Annotated in this window: 18 protein-coding genes and 1 riboswitch; of the genes, 14 read left to right on the forward strand and 4 right to left on the reverse strand. The window is 58.8% G+C overall.

Translation table 11 applies throughout. From position 1 onward, the window contains the following. The first annotated feature begins 82 nt into the window (after window positions 1-82). On the forward strand, window positions 83-748 hold the full coding sequence (rpe, locus tag L7A20_RS08670) for a ribulose-phosphate 3-epimerase (protein ID WP_237223094.1): 666 nt from the start codon (window positions 83-85) through the stop codon (window positions 746-748). A gap of 6 nt (window positions 749-754) precedes the next feature. Beyond that, window positions 755-1,552: a tetratricopeptide repeat protein gene (locus L7A20_RS08675; protein ID WP_237223095.1), complete on the forward strand. Its 798-nt coding sequence runs from the start codon at window positions 755-757 to the stop codon at window positions 1,550-1,552. Between the two features lie 7 nt (window positions 1,553-1,559). Here the strand turns inward: L7A20_RS08675 and L7A20_RS08680 are convergent, their stop codons facing one another. Continuing rightward, a complete protein-coding gene (locus tag L7A20_RS08680) occupies window positions 1,560-1,868 on the reverse strand; it encodes a hypothetical protein (RefSeq protein WP_237223096.1) in 309 nt (102 codons plus the stop codon). Between the two features lie 69 nt (window positions 1,869-1,937). Next, window positions 1,938-3,359: an MFS transporter gene (locus L7A20_RS08685; protein WP_423817435.1), complete on the reverse strand. Its 1,422-nt coding sequence runs from the start codon at window positions 3,357-3,359 to the stop codon at window positions 1,938-1,940. Window positions 3,360-3,510: 151 nt separating this feature from the next. Further along, a riboswitch (FMN riboswitch) is annotated at window positions 3,511-3,644 on the forward strand. A gap of 142 nt (window positions 3,645-3,786) precedes the next feature. Here L7A20_RS08685 and pnuC point away from each other — a divergent pair. The 12 genes from pnuC to L7A20_RS08745 all read left to right on the forward strand — a co-directional run bounded on the left by pnuC (window position 3,787) and on the right by L7A20_RS08745 (window position 15,111). Further along, on the forward strand, window positions 3,787-4,497 hold the full coding sequence (pnuC, locus tag L7A20_RS08690) for a nicotinamide riboside transporter PnuC (RefSeq protein WP_237223097.1): 711 nt from the start codon (window positions 3,787-3,789) through the stop codon (window positions 4,495-4,497). A gap of 2 nt (window positions 4,498-4,499) precedes the next feature. Continuing rightward, window positions 4,500-5,582, forward strand: a complete 1,083-nt coding sequence (gene ribD, locus L7A20_RS08695; protein ID WP_237223098.1) for a bifunctional diaminohydroxyphosphoribosylaminopyrimidine deaminase/5-amino-6-(5-phosphoribosylamino)uracil reductase RibD — start codon at window positions 4,500-4,502, stop codon at window positions 5,580-5,582. Window positions 5,583-5,728: 146 nt separating this feature from the next. Beyond that, window positions 5,729-7,042, forward strand: coding sequence for a 3,4-dihydroxy-2-butanone-4-phosphate synthase (gene ribB / locus L7A20_RS08700; protein WP_237223118.1), 1,314 nt, complete (start codon window positions 5,729-5,731; stop codon window positions 7,040-7,042). Further along, complete coding sequence (locus L7A20_RS08705) at window positions 7,032-7,655, forward strand: GTP cyclohydrolase II (RefSeq protein ID WP_237223099.1); 624 nt, start codon at window positions 7,032-7,034, stop codon at window positions 7,653-7,655. Before ribB ends, L7A20_RS08705 begins: the two co-directional genes overlap by 11 nt. A gap of 90 nt (window positions 7,656-7,745) precedes the next feature. Then, the gene (ribH, locus tag L7A20_RS08710; RefSeq protein WP_237223100.1) at window positions 7,746-8,216 is read left to right on the forward strand and encodes a 6,7-dimethyl-8-ribityllumazine synthase; all 471 of its coding nucleotides are present in this window, start codon (window positions 7,746-7,748) and stop codon (window positions 8,214-8,216) included. Between the two features lie 36 nt (window positions 8,217-8,252). Further along, window positions 8,253-9,614, forward strand: coding sequence for a threonine/serine ThrE exporter family protein (locus L7A20_RS08715; RefSeq protein ID WP_237223101.1), 1,362 nt, complete (start codon window positions 8,253-8,255; stop codon window positions 9,612-9,614). 54 nt (window positions 9,615-9,668) lie between these two features. Next, window positions 9,669-9,932, forward strand: a complete 264-nt coding sequence (locus L7A20_RS08720; protein ID WP_237195689.1) for a phosphoribosyl-ATP diphosphatase — start codon at window positions 9,669-9,671, stop codon at window positions 9,930-9,932. Window positions 9,933-9,956: 24 nt separating this feature from the next. Next, window positions 9,957-10,802 carry an ATP phosphoribosyltransferase gene (hisG, locus tag L7A20_RS08725; RefSeq protein WP_185173039.1) on the forward strand — a complete coding sequence of 282 codons (846 nt, stop codon included), beginning with the start codon at window positions 9,957-9,959 and terminating at the stop codon, window positions 10,800-10,802. Window positions 10,803-10,883: 81 nt separating this feature from the next. Continuing rightward, entirely contained in the window at window positions 10,884-11,645 is a 762-nt protein-coding gene (gene hisF, locus L7A20_RS08730) for an imidazole glycerol phosphate synthase subunit HisF (RefSeq protein WP_185173038.1), read from the forward strand. Window positions 11,646-12,095: 450 nt separating this feature from the next. Further along, the gene (locus L7A20_RS08735) at window positions 12,096-12,338 is read left to right on the forward strand and encodes a type II toxin-antitoxin system Phd/YefM family antitoxin (RefSeq protein ID WP_237185321.1); all 243 of its coding nucleotides are present in this window, start codon (window positions 12,096-12,098) and stop codon (window positions 12,336-12,338) included. Further along, a complete protein-coding gene (locus L7A20_RS08740) occupies window positions 12,335-12,598 on the forward strand; it encodes a Txe/YoeB family addiction module toxin (RefSeq protein ID WP_237185320.1) in 264 nt (87 codons plus the stop codon). Before L7A20_RS08735 ends, L7A20_RS08740 begins: the two co-directional genes overlap by 4 nt. Before the next feature lie 725 nt (window positions 12,599-13,323). After that, window positions 13,324-15,111 carry an ATP-binding protein gene (locus L7A20_RS08745; RefSeq protein ID WP_272879219.1) on the forward strand — a complete coding sequence of 596 codons (1,788 nt, stop codon included), beginning with the start codon at window positions 13,324-13,326 and terminating at the stop codon, window positions 15,109-15,111. 58 nt (window positions 15,112-15,169) lie between these two features. Here L7A20_RS08745 and L7A20_RS08750 read toward each other — a convergent pair whose 3' ends face one another. Both L7A20_RS08750 and L7A20_RS08755 read right to left on the reverse strand, forming a co-directional pair. Further along, entirely contained in the window at window positions 15,170-16,171 is a 1,002-nt protein-coding gene (locus L7A20_RS08750; RefSeq protein WP_237195694.1) for an Abi family protein, read from the reverse strand. A gap of 233 nt (window positions 16,172-16,404) precedes the next feature. Further along, the gene (locus tag L7A20_RS08755) at window positions 16,405-19,551 is read right to left on the reverse strand and encodes a type I restriction endonuclease subunit R (protein WP_237195696.1); all 3,147 of its coding nucleotides are present in this window, start codon (window positions 19,549-19,551) and stop codon (window positions 16,405-16,407) included. Window positions 19,552-19,680 lie beyond the last annotated feature (129 nt).

The following is a 19,680-nucleotide window of genomic DNA, read 5'->3' on the forward strand; positions in this document are numbered from 1 at the left end:
TGGACTGTGACGGGGCTTGCTTTTCGCTTGCCCGGGAGCGCGGCACTACGATGGGTAGTAGACCAGTGATGAAAGGACGCCCATGACCTGCCTGATTAACCCCTCTATTTTGAGCGCTGACTTCTCCCGGCTGGGGGAGGAGCTGGCCGCTATTTCGACCGCTGACGCCGCCCACATCGATGTGATGGATGGCCACTTCGTGCCCAATCTGACCTGGGGGCTGCCCGTGGTCAAGCGCCTCAAAGAGGTTTCGCCCATTCCTTTTGATGTTCACCTGATGATTGAGGACGCCGACCGTTGGGCCCCTGCCTACGCTGAAGCTGGGTGTGAGTCGGTGACCTTCCACGCTGAGGCCGCTATCGCTCCCATCAAGCTGGCCCGTACCCTGCGAGAAAGCGGCGCGAAAGCGGGTATGGCCCTGCGCCCGGCTACCGGTGTTGAACCCTACATGGACATGCTCAGCGAGCTCGACATGCTCCTGATCATGACCGTGGAACCAGGCTTTGGCGGCCAGGCCTTCCTGGACGTCACCCTGCCCAAGATCAAGCGGGCAGCTGCCGCTATTGAGGGTTCCGGGGCTGATGTCATTCTGCAGGTGGACGGTGGCATTACCGAAGAAACCATTGTGCGCGCGGCAGAGGCAGGGGCTACCTGCTTTGTTGCCGGTTCCTCCGTCTATGGGGCGGACGACCTCGAAGCCGCTATTGCGGGCCTGCGGCGGGCTGCCGCGTCTGCCCACCACCACTAGGAAGCCATGACCCAGAACCTAACTCCTCTTGAAAAAGCCGACCGCGAACTTGCCCGCGCCCAGGAGCTCATCGCTGCCGGGCAGCTGACCGAAGCCCTGCCCGCGCTTGAAACTGCCGTGGGTGGTTTTGAGAGCGCTGGCGAGGTCTTTGGGCAGATTCTTTCCTTGAAAATTTTGAGTGAGGTCAACCGCGATCTGGGCAACCCCACCCCTGCTCTTACCCAGGTAACCCGTGCACATGCCCTGCTGGCGGAGGCTAAGCCCGACGCGGAGCAGCTCCCCGATTTCGCTACCGAGGTAGGCTCCCTGCACGCTGAACTGGGCGACTTTGAGCGCTCCGCAACCTGGTACACCCAGGGGCTGCGCGGCTATGAAGCCCTGAGTAATACTGAGGGGCAGGCCCACAACCTGGTAGCGCTGGCAGGGCTGGCCCGGCAGGCTCAGGACGAAGCGCAAGCCCAGGATTACCTAGCCCAGGCTTATAACCTTTACAAGACGGGCAACCACACGGTGCAGCTGATGCACGTGCGCAACGCCCAGGCCCAGGGGCTCTTGGCGCTAGGGGATACGGACGCCGCCCGTCCCCTGCTGACCGAAGCCCTCGACCTCGCCGGTGAGCTGGAAGACCACGCCTTCTTGGGCGAAACCTACCAGTTGCTGGCTCTAGTTACTGCTCAGGGCGGGGACGCGGACGCCGCCCAGGCTCACCTTATGCGGTCAGCAGAGCACTATGCGCAGGCAGGGGATACCGATAATGAGGCCTTCGTGAAGGAGCTGCTGAACCAGCTAACCGGTGGTCGCTAAGAGGCCGTTATGCAGCGGGCAGGTTCTGTTCTGCTCGCTCGGCTGCCTGCTCATTGCCCATAGAGCGGTGAATGGTGGCGAGCATGGTGTAGTAGGCGGTGGCGTCCTCTGAGCCTGCTGCCAGCACTGGCTTAGCTAGGGTGAGCACGTTCAGGGCCTGCTTGCCCTGGCCCTCGTCCAGTAGTTTCTGGGCACCCTTAACAGCCCGGGCAACAGCCTGCTGAGGCTTGCGCTTGACCAGGTGCGCCACAGCACCGTGCTCCTGTTTGAAAGTTGTATCGCGTTTTTGAATGTTGGCGGGTTTAGCGTCAGACACAGCTCACCTTAGGGTCGAAATCTTGCTTGTTTCCCCTCAAGTCTAACGACTCCCGCCAGCGCAGGTGCCTTAGACCAGCTGCCTGCCCCGAGTTTCAGGCAGTAGAAAGGTGGCGCCAGCTGCGGTGCAGAAGGCAAGGGCGAAGAGCACAAAGAGACCGGTTACACCCACTAGCGGTAGCAGGGCGGGTACCAGCAGGGGAGCGGTAATCGATGCGAGCCGCCCGAACCCGGCCGCAGCACCGGTGCCCGAACCGCGCAGATGCCCCGGGTAGAGCTCGGGGCCGATAGCGTAGAGGGCACCCCAGGCACCCAGGTTGAAGAAGGAGAGCAGGCAGCCGCTGGCCACCAGCGCCCAGACCTCGCTGGATAGGCCGTAGGCTACCGCGGCCAGCGCTGAACCCAGCAAAAAAGTAGCCAGGGTAGAGCGCCTGCCCCAGCGCTCAATGAGCCAGGCACTGACCGCGTAGCCGGGTAATTGAGCCAGGGTCATGATCAGAGTAAAGGTGAACGAGCTGACCAGGCTAAAGCCCTGCTGTACCAGCAGAGAAGGAATCCAGATAAAGGCCCCGTAGTAGGCAAGGTTGATGCAGAACCAGATGACCCAGAAGGCAAGGGTGCGGCGGCGCAGCGCCGCTGACCAGATGGAGGTCGCCTGAGCTAGCTCGGCCGAAGCCTGCCCGGCAGCGGCAGGGGCGGACGCCGTCCGCTCACCCCGAGTGCGTAAGGGCGGGGAAGCTACAAAACTGGCAACCACTGAGCGGGCGCGGTCGAGCTGCCCGCGTCGGGTGAGGTAGCGAACCGATTCGGGGAGGCCCCAGCGCACCACCAGGGCGTAGAGGGCAGGCACGCAACCGATAGCGAGCGCCCACCGCCAGCCGTCCTCGGAGCGGCTGACGATGAAGGTGCCGATCAGGGCTGCGAGAATCCAGCCAACTGCCCAGAAGGCTTCGAGAATAACCACCATGCGCCCGCGGACAGCCCGCGGAGCGAATTCAGAAATGTAGGTGGAGGCTACCGGCAGCTCAGCGCCAAGCCCCAACCCCACGATGAATCGCAGCACCAGCAGAACGGTGAAGGTCGTAGCGAGGGCAGAAAAACCGGTAGCCAGCCCGTAGACCAGAAGCGTGCCGGCAAAGATTGCGCGCCGCCCAAACCTATCCGATAGACGCCCGCCCAGGGTGGCACCAATCGCCATGCCCAAAAACCCGATAGAGCCCAACAGCGATGCCTGCCCCGAGCTAATACCCCAGTGGGCAATCAGGGCAGCCATGACGAAGGAAATGAGGCCGATGTCCATGGCGTCCAGGGCCCAGCCGATACCCGTTACCCCCAGCAGGCGGGCATGGCGGCGGGTTACCGGGAGCTGGTCAAGGGCAGTGGTGAGTTGCTCGGCGCTCAGGGCCTCGGGGTTGAGGGCATCAGCAATCGTGGCGGTAGTGAGTTGGCCGGGTGCGGACGCCCGGGGCTGGTTTTCGTGCGGGGAAGTCATGTGGCTCAGGGGGGCAGGAAATAAGGTCAAACTGACTTTATCAGTAAGGGCTTCGGGAAAGACCCCGCACCCGACCAGATAGCGGGAATAAGTCATAATATGACGGTTACAGCCCCCGGCCGTGCTATAACTTGAAGTGTAAAAGAAAAATATCGTGCTCCGGGACCCGGTGAAAATCCGAACCTGCGGTGACAGCCCGCTAATTGACGGCACACATCAGTGCCCGATACCTGCAAGGTGAAATTCCTTGGCAGACAGTACAGTCTGGATGGAAGGTAGCACGAGCAAACCGTAAGGTACCCCTACCGGTACCTGCCGTACCCGCTTGCCCGGCCCACCGGCGTCCTCACCGACGCCACCCAGGGCCCCGCACAAACCGGGTACCCTCGATTTGTTCTCCCGGAGCCACTCGCTTTGGGAGTTTTTTATGGATTTCTTGCGGTGGCTCTTCGACGCTCAAATTGCGATTGGCGAAAACCAGTCCCTCTTGGTGCGCGAAGTCCTTGGCAACATCTTTGGCCTACTATCAGCCCTCGGCGGTATGCGCCGCAAAGTCTGGGCCTGGCCTGTCGGCATTCTCGGCAACCTGCTTCTGCTCACCGTCTTCTTAGGCACCCTCTTCGGGTCAACCTATGGCACCGCTAACCTTCTGGGGCAGGCAGGCCGCCAGATCATGTTTATCGCCGTTTCCGTCTGGGGCTGGTACCGCTGGAACCAAACCCGCAAGACCGGCGCCGCAGGCCAGGCAGCGGTCGTACCCCAGTGGGCCAGCTGGCGCGAACGGGCTTTCATGGTCGCTTTCATGGCTGTAGGCACCGGCGCCTTGACCCCGATCTTCCGCGCCTTGGGCTCCTACGAGCCGGTCTGGTCAGACGCCTGGATCTTCACCGGCTCCCTGCTCGCCACCTACGGCATGGCTAAGGGCTGGGTAGAATTCTGGCTGGTCTGGGTCGCCGTGGACGTGGTCGGTGTGCCCCTGCTCTGGTCAGCAGGCTACTACGCCAGCGCTTTCATGTACCTCTTCTACGGGGCCTTCACCCTCACCGGTTTCTTCGTCTGGTGGCGCACCCGCAACCGCGAGGCCGCCAAGGTCGAAGTTGAAACCGGCTTCCCCGACCCCACCGTAGAAGTGCGCTAGGCATGTCGCCCAAGGCCCATCTGCCTGAAGCGCCGCGCACTGATGCCCAGCTTACCGACACTCAAGCCATGCAGCTTGCCCTCGACAGCGCCCGCAAGGGCGTGCGCGGGGCCAACCCCCTGGTAGGCGCCGTGATTACGGACGCCACTGGGCAGCTCCTTGCCACCGGCTGGCACCGCGGCGCCGGCACACCCCACGCTGAAGCCGACGCCCTCGCCCAAGCCCGGGCCGCCGGCATCGACGTTCGCGGGGCCCGCATGTTCGTCACCCTAGAGCCCTGCAACCACACAGGCCGCACCGGACCCTGCTCAGTTGCTATAGCCGAGGCCGGTATCGCTGAGGTCACCTACGCCTACGCCGACACCACCGACGACGCCGCCGGGGGAGCAGCTTACCTGCGCTCCCAGGGCATAGCTGTTCGTGGCGGGCTGTTGGAAGATAACGCCTACGCCCTCAACGCCCGCTGGTTCACTGCCGCTGCCGGGCGGCGTCCTTTCGTCACCGCCAAAATTGCAAGCTCCCTTGACGGCTTTATTGCAGCCGCCGACGGCAGCAGCCAGTGGATCACCGGTGAGGACGCCCGCTCCGACGGCCACGCCCTGCGCACCCGCGCGGACGCCATCATGGTCGGCACCGGCACCGTCTTGGCCGATAACCCCCAGCTCACAGCAAGGACGCCCGAGGGGCAGCTTGCCGAGAAGCAGCCCCTGCGCGTTGTGATGGGAACCAGCCAGATTCCGGCCGGGCACCTTGCCGACGCTATCAGTGAAGGCAAGGCCGTCCACCTGCCAACCCGCAACCCCCAACAGGCTCTCACCGAACTCTACGCCCGGGGCGTCCGGCATCTGCTCCTGGAAGGCGGGCCAACCCTCATCACCGCCTTTATGCGCGCCAACCTGATCGACGAACTCTACTGGTACCGGGCACCCCTACTGCTCGGTTCCGGAAAACCAGCCCTCGGCGACCTCGGCATCAACAGCCTAAGCCAGGCAGCGCACTGGCAGCTGGACCACCTCACCAAGCACCCGGCAGCGCAGACCCTGGGCGCGGACGTCCGCACCCGGCTCGTGCCAGCAAACGAATAGAAACCCGACTATGTGCGCCCGATAGACGCAACGCCGCGTGTGACCCTCTCATGTCTCGCGCCGGGGCGCTCGACATGATTCATGCCAGCCCCACGCCAACACGCGGCGCTGCGTCTATCGGCCTCACCATCTCACCTAAGGACCTTATGTTTACCGGAATCATTGCCGCAACCGGCACCGTAGAATCCATAGAACCCGTGCTCGATTCTGAGGGGCGGGCTGAGTCAGCTGTCGTCACGATTAAGGCGGGCTCGCTCATTGACGATCTTGAGCACGGCGGCTCCCTGGCCGTCAACGGCGTCTGTCTGACCGCCACCCGCACCCGCGAACTGGCCGAGGGCTACTTCGCCGCCGACATGATGGGCGAAACCCTTCGCCGCACCAACCTGGGCCAGCTCGCTCCCGGTGACCGAGTCAACCTGGAACGCTGCATGCCAGCTGGTGGGCGCTTCGACGGGCACGTCGTGCAGGGCCATGTGGACGGCCTGGGCACCGTAGTCAAGGTAGAAGACCACGAATCCTGGCGTACCGTGCGCGTGCGCGTACCCCGAGATATGGCAGCCCACCTGACCGAAAAAGGCTCAATTACTGTTTCAGGTGCGTCACTGACCGTCACTGCCGTCTCCCACCCCCAGGCCGACACCCACTGGTTTGAGGTGGGGCTCATTCCCGCCACCCTCGAAGCCACCACCTTAGGTGAGCTGACCGTGGGCGATACCGTCAACCTCGAAACCGATGCCCTGGCCAAGTACGTCCAACGTATTCTGGCTGTCTCGGGTTCTGTGGCTGGTCTTGGCGTTACCCCGGGCAGCGCCGGCGGTGGAACCCAGCATCGGGTCGCCGCCCTCGATTCCGTCGAACGCGCCGTCGCCGAAATTGCCCGTGGCGGGGCCGTGGTTGTGGTCGATGACGAAGACCGCGAAAACGAAGGCGACATCATCTTCGCAGCCGAACACGCCACCGCTGAACTCATGGGCTTCACCATCCGCTACACCTCCGGCGTTATCTGCGCCCCTATGAGCGCCGCCCGGGCAGATGCCCTGAACCTGCCGCCCATGGTCGCAGTGAACGAGGACGCCAAGGGCACCGCCTACACCGTCACCTGCGACGCCCGCGACGGCGTCACCACCGGCATTTCAGCCTCCGACCGGGCCCGCACCGTGCAGGTTCTCGCCGACCCGGCGTCCTCTGCGGGTGACCTGACCCGCCCCGGCCACGTCCTACCCCTGCGGGCAGCCGACGGGGGAGTGCGCCAGCGCCCCGGCCACACCGAAGCAGCGGTAGAGCTCTCCCTACTCGCGGGCCTATCGGGGGTCGGCGTGATCTCTGAAATCGTGAACGACGACGGCACCATGATGCGCTTCGACGCCCTCCGCGCCTTCGCCACCCAACACAACATGCCCATGATTTCCATCGCTGACCTAATCACCTACCTGCAGGAGCGCGACGGTGAGCGATAAGAACACCCTCGTAGCCAGGAGCGAGCCGGTGCTGGTCCCCACCCCGCACGGCACCTTCGCCGTGTCTGCCTACGAGTTTGCCGACGGCACCGAGCACATGCTTGCCACCGCCGTCGGCGCGGACGGACGCCCCCTCACACCTGAGCATGAAGGGCAAGACCACCTGGTTCGGCTCCATTCCGAATGCGCCACGGGTGACCTGCTCGGATCCTACCGCTGCGACTGCGGACCCCAACTCGAAAAAGCCCTCGCCACCGTACAGGAACTGGGCGGTTCTGTGCTCTACCTGCACGGGCACGAGGGGCGGGGCATCGGCCTAGTCAACAAGCTGAGAGCCTACGCCCTACAAGACGCCGGGGACGACCCCCTCGACGCCAACCTACACCTGGGCTTCCCAGCAGACGCACGGGACTACACCCAGGCGTCCGCTATCTTGAAGGCAGCCGGTCTGACCCGCGTGCGCCTGCTGACCAACAACCCCGCCAAGGCCGAGGCCCTGACCGACCTGGGGGTGGAAGTGACCGGGCTGGTTCCCGACATCATCGCCCCTAGACCCGAGAACGAGCGCTACCTGGCCACTAAACGCGACCGCATGCGCCACATCCTCAACTAGGTACCATCTGAGTCAGAAAAACCCATCTAGTTTGTGGTTATTTCTGAATTAGCTGGTACCTACCCCAAACCCAACCCTAAGGAGAACACCATGAGCGGAGCAGGAGCACCCGCCCCCAAACTCAACCCCGCAGACACCGCAGGTCTGAAGGTCGCCGTGATTGCGGCGTCCTGGCATACACAGATTATGGACGGCCTGCTCGACGGTGCCCGTCGCGCCGCAGCGGATGCCGGTATCGAACCGACCATCGTGCGCGTGCCCGGCACCTTCGAACTGCCGGTAGCCGCCGCGACCCTGGCCGAGAAGTACGATGCGCTCGTCGCCCTGGGCGTAGTTATCCGCGGCGGCACCCCGCACTTCGATTACGTCTGCGACGCCGCCACAAGCGGTTTGACCAAGGTTTCTGTGGAGACCAAAACCCCTGTTGGCTTCGGCGTGCTGACCTGCGACACCGAAGAGCAGGGCCTGGACCGCGCTGGCCTGCCCGGCTCCACCGAAGGTAAGGGCTACGAGGCAATGGCCGCGGCCCTGGAAACCGTGGTAGCTCTCAAGCAGGTCTAAAACCTGCTCACAGGGTAAGCTGGTGCGCAGATCATCATGACACACGAAGCACCTACCTATAAACTGCTGGCTCTGCTGGGGGATTCACTGATCCGCAGCGGAGCCAGCTCTGCAACCACCACCAAAACCCTGCTCGCGGTCAGCTCAGCTGCGGGCCTGAGCGGGGTGACCGTCAGCGTCACCATGGGTCAGCTGATTATCAGCGACTCCCGCGGTGAAAACCAGCTACCCTACACCGAAATCTTCGATATCACCCCGGGTAGCCTGGCTATCCAGTGGCGTTCAAAGACCGAAAAAATCATTGAGGGTCTGCTGACCCGGGACATCAGTACCGAGCAAGCCATCGATCTTTTAGAGGAAGAAGACACCAGCTTGCACCCGGTGCACTGGGGCTTTTCCTTGCTGGGTTCTGGCCTGCTGGGCATTGGCTTCAGCCAGCTCCTGGGCGCGGGGACCGTAACAACCGTGGGTGCCTTTCTGGCGTCCGTATTGGTGGCAGCGGTCTACCGCTGGGTCAAAATCGCTCGAGCCCCCGGTATCTTCCGCTACGCCTTGGCTGGGTTTGTTGCGGTCATGGTCGCCACTATCTTCAACCTGGTTTCTCCGATTGGGGCGGACGTTGCCATCACCGTTGTTTCGTCCCTCGCCGCCTACCTGGCGGGGGTCGCTGCCTATGCCGCGGTGCAGGACTCCATCATGGGCTGGTACCTGTCTGCGGTAGGACGCCTGCTGGATGCTCTCATGTGTACGGCAGGTTTGGTCACGGGGGTGGCTCTCGGTATCGAGGTGGCGGGCTGGTTTGTCGATGACGAGTTTAGGTTCATCCGTACTCTCGATGCTGAAACCACGCAGATTATTGATCCGCTGCTAGGGGCTGCCCTGGTGAGTTTGGGCTTTGCCCTGACCTGCGGCGGTAAGAAGATTCAGCTGCTCATACTGACCATAATGGGTGCGCTAGCCTACGGTCTTCTGCTGCTGACCGAAAACATGGGCCTGAGCTCCTACGGCGCTATCGCCCTGACCGCGGTGCTGGTAGGTGGGGCCTGCGTCCTACTCTCTAAGCCCCTGCATTTGACCTCCAACGCGATCATGACGGTCGCCTTCCTGCCTCTCTTCCCCGGAATGCTCATCTACCAGGGCATCTTGGGCACCATCTTCGCTACTGAGGGTGCCGTTGAAACCCTGGGGGAGGCCCTGCTGACCACCTACTGCCTGTCGGTGGGTGGAACAGCAGGTCAGTACCTAATCTCTGAGCTCCTATGGGGTGCGCGGCGCGCTCAATTCAGCAAAACTAAGCCCGGTGAAAAGTTCGATAAGGTCATGGTCGATGAATTCAACGCCCAAGACATCATCTTGCCGGTCTTCAGCAAGCCCTTTTCAAAAGTGACCGAAAGATGAAATCTAGATCGGTCCGGTAACGCCCCCGCATCAAACAGCGGTACTCTAGAAACCGTGAAGAACTTTGAAACCCTATTCGCAGAACTGACCGAAAAGGCAGCAACCCGCCCCGAGGGCTCCGGCACCGTCGCTGAACTCGACAAGGGTGTGCACTTTATCGGCAAGAAAATTGTTGAAGAAGCAGCCGAGGTCTGGATGGCCGCTGAATTCCAGTCTGATGCCGAGTTCGCCGAAGAGGCTTCACAGCTGATTTACCATTTGCAGTGCATGATGATCGCCAAGGGACTGACTCCCGAAGATATCTACAAGTACCTCTAAACCACCACTGCAAAGGAAAAACTTATGCTGCGCGTTGCAGTTCCTAACAAGGGCATGCTGTCTCAGGCTGCCATCACCATGCTGACCGAAGCGGGCTACCTTCAGCGCCGCGACTCCCGCGAGCTGGTGCTCGTTGACCAGGACAACGAGGTTGAATTTTTCTACCTGCGCCCCCGCGACATCGCCGTGTACGTGGGCGAAGGTACCCTGGACGTCGGCATCACCGGCCGCGACCTGCTGCTCGACTCCGGCACCCACGCTGAGGAAGCACTCAAGCTCGATTTTGCCCGCTCCACCTTCCGCCTGGCCGGGCCCGCCGGTACCTACACCGACCCGTCCGAACTTGAAGGTAAGCGCATCGCCACCAGCTACAAGCGCCTGCTGACCGACTACCTGGAACGCTCCGGCATCAACGCGTCGGTGGTGCGCCTGGATGGCGCTATTGAGTCCTCGATTCGTTTAGGCGTTGCGGACGCCATCGCCGACGTTGTAGAAACCGGCAACACCATGCGCGCAGCCGGTCTGGAACCTTTCGGTGACCCGATTATGCGCTCCGAGGCCCTGCTGATTAAGCGCCCCGGCGTTGAGGACCACGCCGGTCTTGAGCGCCTCCAGCGCCGCCTGCAGGGTGTGCTGATTGCCCGCCAGTACGTGATGATTGACTACAACATCGAAGAGGCTAACCTCAAGGCTGCCACCACCCTGACCCCCGGCCTTGAAGCCCCGACCATCTCGCCGCTCTCGCGCGAGGGCTGGGTTGCCGTGCGCTCCATGGTGCCGCGCAAGGCAGCGAATAAGGTCATGGATTCCCTCTACGACATCGGCGGCCGCGGCATCCTAGTCACCGCCATTCAGGCCGCGCGCCTGTAACCTTACCCGGCGGCGTCCTTGCCCCTGATATGGGCGGACGCCGCCGCTTTAGTTTTGCTTTCAAGGAAAGGGGGCGCGCCCGTGGGTGTTGCCATTCGTGTTATTCCGTGTCTTGATGTGGACGCCGGCCGCGTGGTCAAGGGCGTAAAGTTTGAGGGTCTGCGCGACGCTGGCGACCCGGTAGAACTCGCCAAGCGCTACAACGCTGAGGGCGCCGATGAGCTGACCTTCCTGGACGTCACCGCCTCTTCTTCTGACCGCCAGACCACCTTCGATGTGGTGTCGTCAACCGCTGAGCAGGTCTTTATTCCGCTAACTGTGGGCGGGGGAGTGCGCACCGCTGAGGACGTCGACCGTCTGCTGCGCACCGGCGCCGATAAGGCCTCTATTAACACTGCGGCTATTGCCCGGCCTGAGGTCATCAACGAGATAACCGAGCGGTTTGGCTCCCAGGTGCTGGTGCTCTCTGCGGACGCCAAGAAGTCTGACGCTACCCCGTCCGGCTACGAGGTGACCACCCACGGCGGCCGCACCTCCACCGGGCTTGACCTGCTCGAATGGGTTGCTGAGGCCCAGGAGCGCGGCGTAGGCGAGATCCTGCTGAACTCCATTGACGCCGACGGCACTAAGGCCGGCTTTGACCTGCCCATGATCCGCGCAGTGCGCTCTGTTGTCACCGTACCCCTGATTGCTTCGGGCGGCGCGGGCGCAGCCGAGCACTTCCCACCCGCCATAGAAGCAGGAGCGGACGCCGTCCTCGCAGCTTCCATCTTCCACTTCGGCGAAGTCAGCATTGGGGAAGTGAAGGACGCAATCCGAGCGGCTGGGTACGAAGTACGGTAGGAGAAGACGAGTAAAGCGCACCAGGCTCACGCTTGACGTGCCCTCGGGCTCGCGCTCGCTGCCGACCCTCTCGCCTGGTTCGCTTCGCTCACAAGGCGATTCACGCCAGCCCCGAGCCAGCAGCTTCGCTGCGAGCCCGAGAGCACTTCTAGCCTAATAAGTAAGTCTCAGAATGGGAATAATCCTGCTCTTCGCGTTTCTGGAAAGGCACATCATCTAGTGCCTTTAGTACCCAGTCAGGGTTCAGTATAAGGTCTCGCATTCCTAGCATGTATCGGCTGAAATATTCGTTATTGTACTCAATGCCAGTTGAATGAGTTCAGCGGCATCAAAGTCGACCTTGACCTGCTCATGACTCGGGCGATTGGTATATCACGAGGTTACTTCATTCATCCAGATAATATTTTGCCCCCTCTTGCTGAGGCGTACGTAATTCCGTATTGTTGGGGTATGACTACGATTTCAGTAACTAACGCCCGCAGTGACCTCTACCAGTTGGTTGACCAGGTCAATGCTGACTCGCACCCTGTTACCATTGCAGGAAAGCGAGGTAACGCTGTGTTAATTGGCGAAGATGATTGGCTGGCTATCCAAGAAACTCTATACCTCAGCTCTATCCCTGAAGTCCGAGAAAGTATCCAGCAGGCTCGCAAGGAGCCTCTGAGCGAAGGCAGCACGGAGCTTCCTTGGTGAGCTGGAAACTGATTTATTCCAAGCAAGCGCAAAAGGATGCACTCAAACTCAAACGTTCTGGCTTGCAACCTAAGGCTCAGAAGCTGCTAGAGGTAATTGCTGAAAACCCTTGGCAGAACCCTCCACGCTACGAAAAACTCGTTGGAGACATGGCGGGCTTGTATTCCAGACGAATCAACGTTCAGCATAGACTTGTTTATGACGTGTTCGAAGAGGAACACACTGTCCATGTGCTAAAAATGTGGACCCACTACGAGTAAACCGTACAGAGCCCATCTAGCAGTTCATTTCGAGCATGAACTCGACAAATTGCTCAGCTGGTATCTTGCGCACATGTACAACTTGATCTATAGCGTTCTATCCCAGACTCCTTGATACTAAGAAACTTGACCTACTTGCTGTTGTGCCTGTCGTGGTTATAGAGAGTGCTCGTCCAGTGGGGAAGACAACCTTGGGAAACAAGCTGGCTTACGGGGCGATTCACGCCCCGCCTGACGGCGGATTTCGTTCGCTCTTGTGTGCTCGCGCGTTCGCACCCGCTCACTTCATCGAGCCAGCAGCTTCGCTGTGAGCCTGGCTTGCCTTACCTCTCCCAGCGGAATTTCGAAGATGAAACCTACAGAGTTTAGTGTTTCTCTGAAGCTAGACGGCTAAATGCCTTTTCGAGGTCTTTGACGGGCAGGCTGTTGTGCAGAGACTTTGCCTGCAGAGCATAGAGACTCCGTTTTGCGTCTGTTAGCCCATCTGTGCCACGCGTATGCTCGGTGCGTGAGCGACAAGTTGTGGTTTTACTATTGGTCTTTAGTGCCTTTTTAGCTTTTCTGGCTGCTCTATACATCGCAGAATTTACAGCGCTAATAGTCATTTCCTACCCTCCTATCCCTTGAAGATGACTACTGAGGTGAACTGGTCAATTCACCTAGTACTTTACCAACTTGTACATCCGATGTACAAAATTTTGTGCATTGAATGTACAATTTGACCTATGACGTTCTATCCCAGATTCCTTGAGCCCAAGATACTTGACCTGCTTGCTGTTGCGCCTGTCGTGATTATCGAAGGCGCTCGTGCAGTGGGGAAGACAAGCTTAGTGAACAAGCTGGCCAATGGGGGGCATCTGAAGGCAGTTTATTCGATGGCTGATGCCGGTCTGCGAGCAGTGGTTGAGGCTGATACAGTGGGTTGGCTCCGTGGTCTAGAGTGGCCCTGCGCAATCGACGAAGCTCAGCTGGTTCCTGAGCTACCGGTTGCTGTGAAACAGGTTCTAGATGAGAACCAGGACTCAATTCGTCTAGTTCTTACCGGTTCTTCAAGCATCGGGCAAAGCGGCTTTGGCGGCACTGACCCTCTGGCACGCAGGGCTTTACGAGTATCATTAGAGCCTTTAAGCGAGGCAGAAATCAGCTCTCCCCATCAGCAGCCGTGGTCTGTGGTCGATGCTCTATTTGATGCACATCCGGTTACAGGGGAACAAGCGCAACCTCTGGATATTGAATCTGACGCGATTGTTTTAGGGGGTATGCCCCAGTATCGTCGGTTTGCTGGCAATTCAGTGACCTCAACGTTAGGCCTGGCTATTGACGAGGGGATAAGAAGCATCCTAACTCAGCGGGTAAAGCCAGGTGAGTCGTTTGATCAGGTACGTGCACACGAGATTTTGGCTTATGTTTTAAGGCACCCTGCTTCAGAGCTAAATATTTCAGAAATGGGCAGAGAACTCTCAACGGACCGCCGCACAGTTGATTCTTATCTCGACGCTCTCGAAAAACGTTTCTTGATATATGAGGTCCCCAACCTGCATCGGGCTTCAAAGAGGTCTTTGCGGTCTTCAGCAAAGTTTTTCCCCGCAGATGTGGCTTTATCCGCTCGGTCTTTGGTCAGTACGAGTGATGCACAGTTAGTTGATGCAGATGTACGAGGGCGTCTGATTGAGACACTGGTGATGCAGCAGATACGTGCCCATGCTGGATGGGCTGAGCGTAGTGTGGATATATTCCATTGGCGTCAGCGGATTAAGAACAAGGACGTTGAGGTCGATGTAGTCTTGCGTGATTCTGCAGGTTCTCTCATTGCTGTGGAAGTGAAAGCTTCTGCGCGTGTAAAGCCTGAATTCTTGAAGGGGTTGAAGAGCTTTCAAGAATTGTATGGTGACAGGGTTACACGGGGCTTCGTCGTTTGTAACGTGGCTCGGCCTGTGCCTTTAGGCGAGAAAATTTGGGCTCTTCCCTTGGCCGCCTTGTGGGACGCTAGTTTGTGGCAGGGGTTGATGAACAGAGCGCGCGCAACTGCGATAGAGCCACGGGCAGAGCTTGAGCCCTCTAAGAAAACTGGCGATGTTGATGTGCGTGTCGTTGCTAGTTTCGCTGCGGCTGATGAGGGCTCTGCGTTAGCAGGGAATATTCGTGGCTTTGCTGAAGATGTTGCTGATGCCGTTGAGGGTCTGTCTGGTTTGAGCGTTGAGCTCATCTTTGATGATGACTCGACAGGTCTCGCCGATACCTTTGGGGCGGACGCTGACGAGCAGGTGCCCCTTGTTGGCTTGGCTTTGGTGACGCCTCGCTGGGTAAAGCAAATAGGTGACTTGTCTGTGTTAGACGGCAAGAATATTGTGCCGGTTCTGTGGATTGCTAACTCTAAGATTCCAGAGGAACAGAGTAGGGCTGTTCTTGATTTAACGGATGTGCGTCGTGCAGATCGTGATTCCGCACAGTACCGCCTGGGCGTGGAGCAGGTGGCGGAGAGCTTGCTCTCTAAGATGTCCCACAATATCTAGTGGCTCAGTTCCTCCACCTTCTCACCCCGCAGCAGTTCGTAGAGGCCCATGCGGAATATTAGTTATTCCAGATTTCTAATTCTTGCCAGTTGCCAGGAAAACCCATGTTACGTTCGGCAGTAGTAAGCGGTTCAGATAATTCTTGCAGATATATTTGGGGTAACTTTTTAACCTGCGTTTTGAACGTATTGTGCCAGTTAGTGCCAGATTCATGGCATCTAAGCATATGGGCGAGTAAGACACACGGCATGTATATTTTGTCGGCAGGGAGTTCCTTATCTATATGCTTTAAATATTTTTTGAAGTAAGAGTTTGAATGAACAGACACATTCCTTTTCATGCTCTTATTGAAAACTCTAGCACCATGAGCGCAGTCGTTTCTTAAGTCCATGATTGCAAGTAGCCAGGAGCCAAACTTGGTGCCTTGTCGAACCCCGAAATTTCTTGCCACATCATTTTGGTCTTCTACCTTCATCAAAAGATAAAAGTGAATTAGGGTTCCAAAGGACACAATTTCTAGTGCTGCCCACACAGGAATTTCTGTCTTGTAGACAAGCGTATGGTGCGCTATGAAATCGTCATTATTTTTGGATTTTTTGGCGCTCTCGTACTGAGCTTTCCAAGCCTCAAACTTGGTTGTTTGATCTCGAGAAGAAGTAAGTTCATAACATTTTGTGGAATCTAAGCATGAAATCTCAAGATGCCCTTTTGGATTTTTCTTTGCGATGACATGGGCGATAGCGGTTCTTAGTCTTACCTCTAAATCAAAGATACCTGTCAAAATGACGGCACGTAGTTTGGTGTCGAAATCTGCTAACGCTATAGAGTCTTCGAACCTTGAGCCAGCTTCAAACTCATCATGGCGGAACTCTCTACGTTTGATGAGATCATCGGTGAGGGGCTCTCGAAGTTTTCTAAAGGGATATCTGTAGCCGCTCGTGCGGTGGTAGCCGAGTCTTCTGAGCTCTGCTTCAGCTTTAGTCTTATCGTCGATTTGCATCCCCAGCTGCTCAAGTCTGTTGATGAGATCTGGGTGGTCTAGGAACCCTTTTTCAGCCATAAGCACCTACTTAAAATGAAAACCGCCACATGATACATGCAGAACTTTGAGGTTCCATGTAACAGAGGTGGGCGGTGTCTGATACCTTTACCCTACCACATGCGATGTTGCATTTGAATGCTGGGAGAAACTTGATTCCAAACCGCGTAACAATTTCTAATAAGGTTATAGCCTACTTCGATTCGATGGTCGGAGTTATACCAGCATACAAAGATCGCTAAGGTGGTCCCCTTTTACGGAGTCAGCTCCTCCACCTTCTCGCCCCGCAGCAGCTCGTACAGGCCCATGTCGAGCATGAACTCCACGAACTGCTCCGCGGGTAGCTTGCGCACGTGGTCAATCAGGTCAGCTGTATCTGAGCTGTAGTCCCAGAGCTTATTCGCCAGGCCAACGCGCACATTCTTCGAATGGTAGAAGTCCACCTTGGTGTTGGCCATGGCGCTTTGCTTGAGCCCGGCGTCCTTGGCCGCCTCAGCCACGAAGGTCGTAGCAAAGCCCACCTGGTGCTCGTCACTCAAATCGAGGCCGTGGAAGTACTTATTAATCTTCTCAATCAGTTCAGAGCGGGCTTTGCGCTCGCGCTCCTGAATACTGGCGAGGCCAGCCTCCGTCATGCCCTGTAGACCAGCCGCCTGCGAGGACGACAGCTTCAAGTCTTCCTCTTCGCGCAGCTTTTCGAGGCGGTAGTGGGTGAGCACGATGTCGTCCACGTTCACTACCTCGGGCGACACCTCGTCGAGGGTGAAGCGGCGCAGCTTGCGCGCGAGCAGGTCAGCGAAGGCAGAGAGTTTCTCGTAGTAGGGGTCGCCGAAGTTGAAGATTTGCGAGAAGAAGGCGTAGGACTTCACGTACTGGGCGAGGGTTGAGCGGAACTCCAGCAGTACTTCAAGGGCGGCTCGGTCTGCAGAACCGTCAATCCCTTCCTGCGCTGCCCGCCAGCGCGTCACAAACCGCTGCACGGGTATGGAGATGAGCGAGTCAAAGGACGCCTGCCGGGCACCGGGTGCAACCCACTTTTCCCAGAACTGTTCCACATCTGCCCGGTTGTAGATACCGGCTGCATCGAGCTTGTCGACCTGTTTGGCAACCAGGTCGAGGTCTGATTCGGTCTCGATATGGGCGTCCTCGTAGTACTCGGCGAAGGCGGCGCGAATCTGTTCGGGGTCGTTGACGAAGTCCAGAATGTAGGTGTTCTCTTTGCCGTCAGCGCGGCGGTTTAGTCGGGAGAGGGTCTGCACGGCGGTGATTCCCGAGAGTTTCTTATCCACATACATGGCAACCAGGAGGGGCTGGTCGAAGCCGGTCTGGTACTTATTGGCCACAATCAGAATGTGCTGGCCGTCCTGGTTGAAGACCTCAGCCAGGTTCCTGCCCTTGAGCTCTGGGTTCATGGACGCTTCGGTCACGGTGGGGGTATCAACCCCGGGCAGGACCTCAACGTCGGGGTCGGGCAGTTCACCGGAGAAAGCAACCAGGGTCTTGAGGGGCAGGCCCTTTTCAGCAATGGCCTTTTCAAAGGCCCGCTGGTAGCGCACGGCAGCCGCCCGGGAGGACGTCACCACCATGGCTTTAGCTTTTCCGCCCAGCTCCTGCTTGACCCGGCCCTCAAAGTGTTCGAGGATTACCGCGACCTTGGAGGCAACATTGGTGGGGTGCAGCTCCACAAAGTTGATCAGGCTCTTGGTGCCCTTGCGGATGTCGATTTCTTCATCGGCCCCGCTGTCTTCATTCTTCTGGGCGATTTTGGCGGCCATCTGGTAGGTGGTGTAGTTCTTGAGCACATCAAGAATGAAGCCCTCTTCGATGGCCTGCTTCATGGGGTAGAGGTCGAAGGGTTCGTGGGGGCCGGTGCCGTCGGCCCGTCGGCCAAAGACCTCAAGGGTTTTAGCCTTGGGCGTTGCGGTGAAGGCAAAGAAGGACACCTGGTGGCCCTCACCCACCACACGCTGGGCCATCTTGGTCAGGGCCACCTGGTCAGCTTCGGGGTCTGACTCTTCAATACCGGCGTCAATCTCGGTGTTGAGCATTTCCTTGATAGAGTCGGTTGCCTTACCCGACTGGGAGGAGTGCGCCTCGTCCGCGATAATCGCAAAGTGCTTACCGGCGAGCTGGCCGCCCTCCTTGGTCATTTCTGCCAGGGCGAAGGGGAAGGTTTGCAGGGTGACGCCGATGATGGGCACGCCGGTGGTCAGTGCCTCGACGAGCTGCTTAGATTTGGAATCGCCACTGCCGCGCGTAATGGGCTGGAAAGTGCCGGCGGTGGTGACGAGCTGGTCGATAGCGTCCTGTAGCTGCTGGTCGAGGACTTGACGGTCGGCTATGACGATGACGGAGTCGAAGACGCGCTCGCCCTCTGGGGTATGTAGGTTGGAGAGCCGGTGAGCCGTCCAGGCGATGGAGTCGGTTTTGCCGGAGCCTGCTGAGTGCTGCACCAGGTATTTGTGCCCTGCGCCTTCGGTGCGGGCAGCTTGGACGAGTTTGGTGACGGCCCGCCACTGGTGGTAGCGGGGGAATCTGATGTGGCTCTTATGGGTGGTTTTGCCGGTGAGGGGATCGGTGATTTTTTGGTGGTTGGTGTAGATGAATTTGGTGAGGATGGTGATCCAGGTGTTGGGTTCCAGGATTTCTTCCCAGAAGTAGCTGGTAGCGAGTTTGCCGTCGATGATGGGGTTGCCTGCTCCGCCGTTTGCTCCGCGGTTGAAGGGGAGGAAGCTGGTGGCGCTGCCTGCCAGTTTGGTGGTCATGGCGATTTCGTCTTGGGAGAGGGCGAAGTGCACCAGGGCACCGCGGTGTTCTTGGAGCAGGGGTGAGGTTTTGGGGTCGCGGTCGGTGCGGTACTGCTTGATGGCCTCTTGTAGGGTTTGGGTGTATTCGCTTTTGAGTTCGATGGTGGCTACGGGTAGGCCGTTGATGAAGAGAACGAGGTCGATGCGGGCTTTATCGCTGGCTGGGTTGTAATAGACCTCTTCGACCACGCGCAGGATGTTCTTGTGGTAGAGGGCGGTGAGTTCGGGGTTGCGGTTGTCTTGGGGTGGGTAGGCCAGTAGTTGGAAGGGGCGGCGTGCCCCGGGCACGCTGAATCCTTTGCGCAGGACGTTGAGGGTTCCGCCGCCTTGTTCTTCGGGGGCTGAGAGTTTGGTGACGAGCCGGTCGAGCAGGCGGTTTTCTTGGGCCTGCTGGGTGGCGGGGTCTGCGCCGGGTTTGATGAGAGTGGCGTAGTTTTTAGGGTCGCTGGTTTTCAGCCAGGTGAGGACGTCGGCGGGGTAGAGGGCGCGCCTGGCGTCGTAGCCTGCGGAGTTGGGGGAGTGCACCCACCCGTGAGCGGCCAGGTAGGCGCAGATGTCTTGCTGGAGAGGACGTTCGAGGTGGGTGCGTGACATAGGGAGGCTCCTAAACCGCTGGACTAATAACTGTCTGTTCTTAGCTTTGGATGTCAATAATGCATTAAGAACTTATAGAGTATTGAACCATTCTTGGCAATATATTTGTGTTTTTAAATAACAAATTGT

The organism is Rothia nasimurium (genome assembly GCF_928381415.1).
Taxonomy (GTDB): domain Bacteria; phylum Actinomycetota; class Actinomycetes; order Actinomycetales; family Micrococcaceae; genus Rothia; species Rothia nasimurium_H.

Bases quoted from the DNA above. Each gene is read 5' to 3' on its own strand.
- rpe (WP_237223094.1), top strand. From the start codon at position 83: ATGACCTGCCTGATTAACCCCTCTATTTTGAGCGCTGACTTCTCCCGG.
- L7A20_RS08675 (WP_237223095.1), top strand. From the start codon at position 755: ATGACCCAGAACCTAACTCCTCTTGAAAAAGCCGACCGCGAACTTGCC.
- L7A20_RS08685 (WP_423817435.1), bottom strand. From the start codon at position 3,359: ATGACTTCCCCGCACGAAAACCAGCCCCGGGCGTCCGCACCCGGCCAA.
- pnuC (WP_237223097.1), top strand. From the start codon at position 3,787: ATGGATTTCTTGCGGTGGCTCTTCGACGCTCAAATTGCGATTGGCGAA.
- ribD (WP_237223098.1), top strand. From the start codon at position 4,500: ATGTCGCCCAAGGCCCATCTGCCTGAAGCGCCGCGCACTGATGCCCAG.
- ribB (WP_237223118.1), top strand. From the start codon at position 5,729: ATGTTTACCGGAATCATTGCCGCAACCGGCACCGTAGAATCCATAGAA.
- ribH (WP_237223100.1), top strand. From the start codon at position 7,746: ATGAGCGGAGCAGGAGCACCCGCCCCCAAACTCAACCCCGCAGACACC.
- L7A20_RS08715 (WP_237223101.1), top strand. From the start codon at position 8,253: ATGACACACGAAGCACCTACCTATAAACTGCTGGCTCTGCTGGGGGAT.
- hisG (WP_185173039.1), top strand. From the start codon at position 9,957: ATGCTGCGCGTTGCAGTTCCTAACAAGGGCATGCTGTCTCAGGCTGCC.
- L7A20_RS08735 (WP_237185321.1), top strand. From the start codon at position 12,096: ATGACTACGATTTCAGTAACTAACGCCCGCAGTGACCTCTACCAGTTG.
- L7A20_RS08745 (WP_272879219.1), top strand. From the start codon at position 13,324: ATGACGTTCTATCCCAGATTCCTTGAGCCCAAGATACTTGACCTGCTT.
- L7A20_RS08750 (WP_237195694.1), bottom strand. From the start codon at position 16,171: ATGGCTGAAAAAGGGTTCCTAGACCACCCAGATCTCATCAACAGACTT.
- L7A20_RS08755 (WP_237195696.1), bottom strand. From the start codon at position 19,551: ATGTCACGCACCCACCTCGAACGTCCTCTCCAGCAAGACATCTGCGCC.